The sequence below is a fragment of the uncultured Gimesia sp. genome (assembly GCF_937910335.1).
GTDB lineage: Bacteria > Planctomycetota > Planctomycetia > Planctomycetales > Planctomycetaceae > Gimesia.
Genome location: NZ_CALEMX010000416.1, coordinates 1 through 7,090 on the forward strand (window position 1 = coordinate 1; position 7,090 = coordinate 7,090).

At 47.7% G+C, this 7,090-nt stretch carries 5 protein-coding genes; all 5 read left to right on the forward strand.

The annotated features are described in order from the left end of the window. Window positions 1-1,809 (forward strand): dipeptide/oligopeptide/nickel ABC transporter permease/ATP-binding protein (locus Q0668_RS16360; RefSeq protein ID WP_298866566.1); only part of this gene is annotated, 1,809 nt, incomplete at its 5' end. Between the two features lie 2 nt (window positions 1,810-1,811). Next, window positions 1,812-2,789: an ABC transporter ATP-binding protein gene (locus Q0668_RS16365; RefSeq protein ID WP_298866568.1), complete on the forward strand. Its 978-nt coding sequence runs from the start codon at window positions 1,812-1,814 to the stop codon at window positions 2,787-2,789. A gap of 34 nt (window positions 2,790-2,823) precedes the next feature. Continuing rightward, the gene (locus Q0668_RS16370) at window positions 2,824-4,482 is read left to right on the forward strand and encodes an alpha-glucosidase (RefSeq protein ID WP_298866570.1); all 1,659 of its coding nucleotides are present in this window, start codon (window positions 2,824-2,826) and stop codon (window positions 4,480-4,482) included. 12 nt (window positions 4,483-4,494) lie between these two features. After that, window positions 4,495-5,460, forward strand: a complete 966-nt coding sequence (locus Q0668_RS16375; RefSeq protein WP_298866573.1) for an alpha/beta hydrolase — start codon at window positions 4,495-4,497, stop codon at window positions 5,458-5,460. Further along, window positions 5,461-6,906, forward strand: coding sequence for a serine hydrolase domain-containing protein (locus tag Q0668_RS16380; RefSeq protein WP_298866575.1), 1,446 nt, complete (start codon window positions 5,461-5,463; stop codon window positions 6,904-6,906). Window positions 6,907-7,090 lie beyond the last annotated feature (184 nt).

Consider the following 7,090-nt stretch of genomic DNA (forward strand, 5'->3'; position numbering starts at 1 on the left):
GTTTCTTCCCTTCTTGCCCCTTTCTTGGCTCCGTATGACCCATATGCCATGGAATTCTCGCGAATTTTGACCTACCCAACTCGTCAAAACTGGCTGGGAACGGATGGAATGGGGCGAGATGTATTGTCTCGTCTTCTCTTTGGTGGTCGTCGGAGCTTGTTGTCGGTTGTTGAAGGTGTCTCGGTAGCGCTTACTCTTGGAATCCCGTTAGGGCTCGTGGCAGGCTACTTCGGAGGTTGGACCGATAGGGCAATTTCGCGCTTTGTCGAAATGCTGATGTCCATCCCTGCAATCATTTTGGTACTTGTGGTTTTTTCAGCGCTACCACGCAACGAAGACATCGCGATGGTTACGTTTGGGGTGCTTTCATTTACGACGCCACTAAGGGTTGTACGTGCAGCAACAATACAAGTTAGAGGAGAGCTCTATATTACGGCTGCTCGTGTTTCTGGCCTTTCTCACTTGCGAATTTTGCTTCGACACGTATTTCCGCGCATCAGAGGTCCGATCATTGTGCAAGGGACCCTCTTCTGTGCGTACGCACTGCTCTTTGGGATAGGAATAGCCTTTCTCGGTCTAACTGGTGGGACTGAAGATCCTTCATGGGGCGGGATGATTGGAGAGGGCACAAAAATAATTATCCAGCAAAGTTGGCTTATATACCCACCTGGAATATTGAGCGTGCTTGTAATTCTTTGTTTTTCAATAATCGGAAATACTATTCGTGATGTTGTAGTTAAAGACGAGACGGTAGCACAGCAAAGCTACTCGCGATCAGTTAAAAAAAATTTCTTAGCATCGTCACCAAAGGTTGTTACTAACGACGAATATTTGCTGAGTGTTACCGGCCTTGAAGTGAAGTACTTGACCAATAAATCCGATGTCACGATTGTTGATGGAGTCACGTTCGCTATCCGAGCTGGTGAAACAGTGGGATTAGTGGGTGAATCTGGATGTGGAAAATCAGTGTCTGCGCTGGCAATGCTTCGACTTCTTCCTAATGGACTTGAAATGACCGGTGGCAGTGTCGTCTTTGATGGTCAGGACATCACGGGGATTAGTGATAATGATTTTTATCAACTTCGTGGTTCGACATTTGCCTATATCTCGCAGGAACCTCAGGCCAGTCTTGATCCAACTTTTACGATTGGAAGTTTGCTTTGCGAAGTGATTCGTAGTCATGAAAAGATATCGAAATCTGACGCAAAACGACGTGCCGTCGAGCTTCTTGCGTTAGTTGAACTTCCTGACCCTGAACGAGTGGCTCAACTACGCGCTTACGAACTGTCTGGCGGGATGGCACAGCGTGTTGGAATCGCCCTCGCACTTGCAGGACGACCAAAACTACTGATCGCTGATGAGCCAACGACTGCTCTTGATGTCACTGTCCAAGCCGAGATCCTGGCTTTGCTTCGCCGACTACAAATCGAGACAGGTATGGCAATTCTTTTGATAACACATAACTGGGGAGTGGTCTCTGAACTTTGTGACCGTACTCTCGTAATGTACGCCGGACAAATTGTTGAACATGCTTCGGCTCAGTCGTTATTTGATCAGTCGTTACATCCGTACACGCAGGGGCTACTTAATTCGCTGCCAAACCAGAGCAATGAACATGGTCGACTTAGTGCGATTTCGGGGAGTGTCCCACAGCCTGGTAGCTGGCCGGCAGGTTGCCGGTTTGCACAGAGGTGTCAATATGTAACTATCGCTTGTAAAGAAGATCAGATTTCGCTAACTACTGTTTCTGCTAATCATGAGTCACGCTGTATTCGTATTCACGAAATATTCTCTTCGGAGACGAAATAGTCATGTCTGATCATCTTTTGCAGGTACAAGATCTTTGTGTCGAATTTCGCCAAGGTCGCAAGAGAATAATGGCAGTCGATGGTGCAAGTTTTAGTATTCAAGCCGGCGAAACGGTTGGACTTGTTGGTGAGTCAGGTTCAGGCAAGTCAACTATCGCGAACGCCATTCTCGGGCTCGTTCCAATCACTTCTGGTCAAATAACTTTTGCCGGAGAAGATGTGACTCACTTATCTTTTGATGAGCGGCGAAAGTTTTATCGAAACACTCAGATGGTGTTCCAAGATCCGTATAGTTCGCTTAATCCAATGCGCACTATTGGCCAAACTCTCGAAGAACCCATTCGATCCCTAGGCGGTGGTGAACGAGGAATGATCAACGATCGAGTACTGACCATGCTTAAACGCGTGGGACTTCCCGCTGAACTGATAAATCGATATCCGCGCCAGTTATCTGGTGGCCAGCGCCAACGTGTTGCAATTGCACGCGCTCTTATGGCGTCTCCAAAACTAGTCATTTGTGACGAAGCGACGAGTGCACTGGATTTGTCAGTCCAAGCTCAAGTCCTCAATCTGCTCAAAGATCTTCAGCAAAGTGAAGGTCTAAGTTATCTTTTTGTTTCACATGACTTAGAAGTAGTTAGGTACATGTGTGATCGTGTCGTCGTCCTTTATCAAGGCAGAATCATGGAGTCTGGGCTATCTGACGATGTTTTTGTTGGACCAGCACACCCTTACACCGATGTCCTTCAACGCGCCGCATTGGATCCAGATCCGAAAGTTCAGCGCGCTCGTCGTCGGGAATTCAACGTGAGTCCTCAAGTGCCAAACAAAAATGCCGACGATGGAGTGCGGCGGTGTCCCTTTGCGCCTCGTTGCGCTTATTCGCAACAACAGTGCTGGGAAGAGCAACCTTCACTTTGCTCCACTGAGCGACCAGGGGGGCAAGTCGCTTGCTTCCGCTCACCTGAATGGCGACAATAATCTCGTACGTATCCAGTGGGCAAAAGGAGTAACAATGAGTGACGCAAAAACATTTGATCAACAAGTTTCAGACTTGAATGTAGTGCATGTTCCTTGGTGGAAAACAGGACCGATCTATCAAATCTTTCCACGAAGCTTCTCCGACTCAAGCGGTGACGGGGTTGGCGACATTCGCGGAATTATCAGCAAGCTTGACTACCTCAATAACGGTAGTGATACATCCTTGGGCGTAAAAGCAATTTGGTTATCACCAATCTATGTTTCGCCGGGCCGTGATGCCGGCTACGACGTAGCGGAACATACTGTTATCGATTCTATGTTTGGAACGGATGAAGATTTTGATGAACTAATTGCAGAATGCAAGAAACGCAACATCAAAGTCATCATGGATATGGTCTTGAATCACACATCTAATATGAGTCCGTGGTTTATTGATTCTCGCTCGGGAAAGACAAGTGCGCATAGAGATTGGTACATATGGAGCGATCCAAAGCGCGGTGGTCGTCCACCTAATAATTGGCGATCTTGGTTTAACGGACCAGCATGGACGTTCGATGAGGATTCCCAGCAGTTCTACATGCATACGTTCCATCCTGAACAGCCAGAATTGAATTGGCGCAATCCTGAGGTTCGGGCTGCGTGTATAAATGTCATGCGATTTTGGCTCGATCGAGGTGTTTCCGGACTTCGACTTGATGTCTGCAATGTGTACTTTAAGCATCCTGATTTACTTGACAATCCGCGTCGCTTAGGTACAACTGTGTGGAATCGCCAACATCACATCAACAGCAAGAATCAGCCAGAATTTCATGGTTTTTTGACCGATCTGCGTGCGTTGCTTGACAGTTATCCAGAATCTATGGCGGTAGGCGAAATATTTGATGGGAGAGTGGAGGTTGCGGCAAGTTATTGCAAAAAACTCCATATGGCTTTTAACTTTGATATCGCCCAACAAAAAAAGTGGCACCCACGGGGTTTTCAAACCGCCATTTCAAAATGGGACAACCTCCTAAGTGATGAAGACACATGGCCTTGTTACTTCATGTCCAATCATGACATGTCACGCCATAGTTCTCGATTTGGTGGCGAAGTTGGACTAGATGAAGCAGATGCATGCGCGAAGGTCGTAGCAGCAATGCTATTTACACTTCGTGGAACTCCGTACGTGTATTACGGCGAAGAAATTGGTATGCGTGACGTTGAGATTCCCGTTGACGAGCAGTTTGACACTGGTGTCGTGTTTGGCTCAAGAGATCCAGAACGCACCCCAATGCAGTGGAACTCTTCATCGAACGCTGGGTTTTCATCAGTGACTCCTTGGTTACGAATGGCTCTTGATTTCAAAAATCGCAATGTTGAGCTGCAGGAGTCTGAACCAAATTCAATACTGAATTTCTATCGCCAACTGTCCAATCTAAGGTCAAATTCTCTGGCACTCTTGCTTGGAAACTGGCGGCCACTCATCAGGAAACCTGACAAAGCAATGGTTTATTTGCGTGAACATCAAGGGAAATACGCTCTGGTGGCACTTAACTTTACGAACAAAAAAATTCGCGTCAAGTTGGATGCGAGTCTTCCTGTCTCGCAATGGCTTTTGTCATTGAGCACCTGTCGCCCAAGCGATGGCAATGAGGAACGATTAGAAAAATCATTTGAACTTGCACCCTACGAAGCATCAATATTTGGAGCATAGGGGAACGGAACTGTGTCAGATTCTAAAAATTTAGATCAGAATATAATTCGACCAGTTTTATCCTTCCAAGTGTTGGAAATTATTAAGGCAATCGGCCCTCCTCCTAAAAATGATGTTCGCGACATACATCAACTTCGAGAAGACGGACATCGAGCTGCACGTGTTTTAAGCGGTGTCCCGGAATCTGTGGCGAGGATCGAAGACTTAGATACTGATGGCGTGTCTGCCCGTCTATACACGCCTGAACATAGCGAAGGTGGAGTACTCGTGTGGTTTCATGGCGGTGGCTGGGTGCTTGGTGGGATTGATGAGCACAATTCACTCGTGTGTGCGATTGCAAACCGCGCTCAATGCAGCGTGCTTTCTGTCGACTACCGACTCGCGCCAGAGTATCCGTACCCGGCAGCTATTAACGACTGCTGGACTTCGACAAAATGGGCAATGCAGCATTTTGACCGTGTTGCTATTGGCGGTGATTCGGCTGGAGGAAATCTGGCTGCAGCGGTTGCGCTGCGCGCACGAGACAACAACATGAAGTTGGCTCTCCAACTGCTCGTCTATCCCGCGCTCGACTCAAGGGTCGATTCCGATTTTCTCAGAGAATTTGTCACTCGATATGAGGGCTTCATGGGAGAAGCAAATTTCGGGAAGAACTCAGTAACTAGACTCCGATTTGTCTGGGAAACATATGTGGTTGAACCAGAACGTCGAGATGAATCGTATGCTTCGCCAGCACATGCTGCGTCACTGATGGGCTTGGCCCCAACTCTCATGATTCTTGCTGAGCATGATCTCTTGCGGGGCGAAGGTGAGGAATACGCTCAACGACTGCAAGATGCGGGAATAACAGTTGAAACTTTGATTTATTCGGGTCAGACACATGGTTTTTATAGCTTCCTTGGTGCTGTTCCTGATGCCATGGACGCTGTACAGAGGACCTCGGTCATACTTCGAAATGCGCTACGGGAAAATGTGTAAATGAATAGTCAGCCGTTACCTCGCACAAGTCCGTCAAAACTTGGCGTCAGCGCTCGAGGCATTATTGAGTTTCTTGACCAGATTGAGGCATTAGGACTAGACCTGCACTCTCTCATGATTGTGAAAAGTGGTCAGATAGTAACGGAGGGTTGGTGGCAGCCATACAGAGCAAATGCCCCGCATCTGCTGTATTCATTATCAAAAAGCTTTACGTCAACAGCCATCGGAATCGCAGAACACGAGGGGCTACTTTCAATCAACGACACTGTCGTATCTTTTTTTCCTGAAAAGGTAGAGGGTGATGTTCATCCATTTACAGCCGGACTAAAGATTCGTCATCTCTTGGCAATGGCTAGTGGTCACGTGATAGATACGTGGCCTGCCATCTCGGTTGGCGACCCAGACATGGTTCGTAATTTTCTTGCAATCGAACCTATAAAACCTCCAGGAACTCACTTTTGTTACAACCAAGGCTGCACGTACACGCTTTCCGCAATTATTTCTAAAGTTACGGGTGGCACTCTGCTTGAATACTTAAGGTCCCGTCTTTTTACACCAATGGGAGTGGAAACTGTTGAGTGGCTGGAGTCGCCAGAAGGGATTACGCAGGGTTTCTCGGGGCTTTACTTAGAGACCGAATCAATCGCAAAGTTTGGAATTCTCCAGCTCCATCTCGGCGAATGGAACGGTGATCAGTTGGTGCCAGCGGAGTATCTAAAGACAGCTCACGAAAAACATGTAGAAAATTTTGATTCCTCTGAGTCTTCGGATTGGCAACAGGGCTACGGTTTCCAATTTTGGGTCTGCCGCTACGATGCATACCGAGGTGACGGCGCATTCGGGCAGCTCTGTGTAATGATCCCGCAGTGTGAAGCAGTTGTTGTTTGCACTGCTGCGCTTGCAGATATGCAAACAGAATTAGACACCGTTTGGAAATACATACTTCCAGCATTGTCTGGGTCATTTGAGCAAGACAACGCTGGTGACGAAGAACTTTCACTGAGACTTAGAAACCTCACCAGTAGTAGTTCTGATTTGGCCATTGTTGATGGTCCGTTGAGTGCGACATTTGCTCGTTCTGCAACAGTGGCACCGTTTACGGATCACCTTCTTTCACTTCGCGTGGAGTCATCAAAGAATGGAACTACCTTGACACTCGTCACGCACGATGGCGAACATAACTTTGATCTCGTCGCGAGCAAGTGGAGCGAGGGAACACTCCCATCGCGCCATCAACCATTTTTGAAGGCGTCATTACTCGGTGGATGGGTTGCAAATGATCGCTTCATCGTTGAAGTTGTGTGGCCAACTTCGCCCCATCGTCTTTTGCTACGCGCTGAAGTCGGCATAGAGTCAGTATTCGAAGCGAAGTGGGTGACCGAACCTTTGGGCTCGGCTGCTAAGTCAAAATCTGTTATCGAAAGCGTTCGACAAAATCACGCCTGACATCGGTTTAAGTAACATAGTCAATATCGCAGCGTTGGCTGGGGTGGTGCGCTTGTCAGGCTCAGCAAAGATAAATCAAGAAGTGTTGAGTAGCGCTGACCCGTTGCTAAACTCAAAGCCTTAAGTAATTGCGGACGTGGCTCAGTGGTAGAGCATCACCTTGCCAAGGTGAGGGTCGCGGGTT

Excerpts from the sequence above, each read along its gene's own strand:
- Q0668_RS16365 (WP_298866568.1), top strand. The coding sequence starts at position 1,812 with ATGTCTGATCATCTTTTGCAGGTACAAGATCTTTGTGTCGAATTTCGC.
- Q0668_RS16370 (WP_298866570.1), top strand. The coding sequence starts at position 2,824 with ATGAGTGACGCAAAAACATTTGATCAACAAGTTTCAGACTTGAATGTA.
- Q0668_RS16380 (WP_298866575.1), top strand. The coding sequence starts at position 5,461 with ATGAATAGTCAGCCGTTACCTCGCACAAGTCCGTCAAAACTTGGCGTC.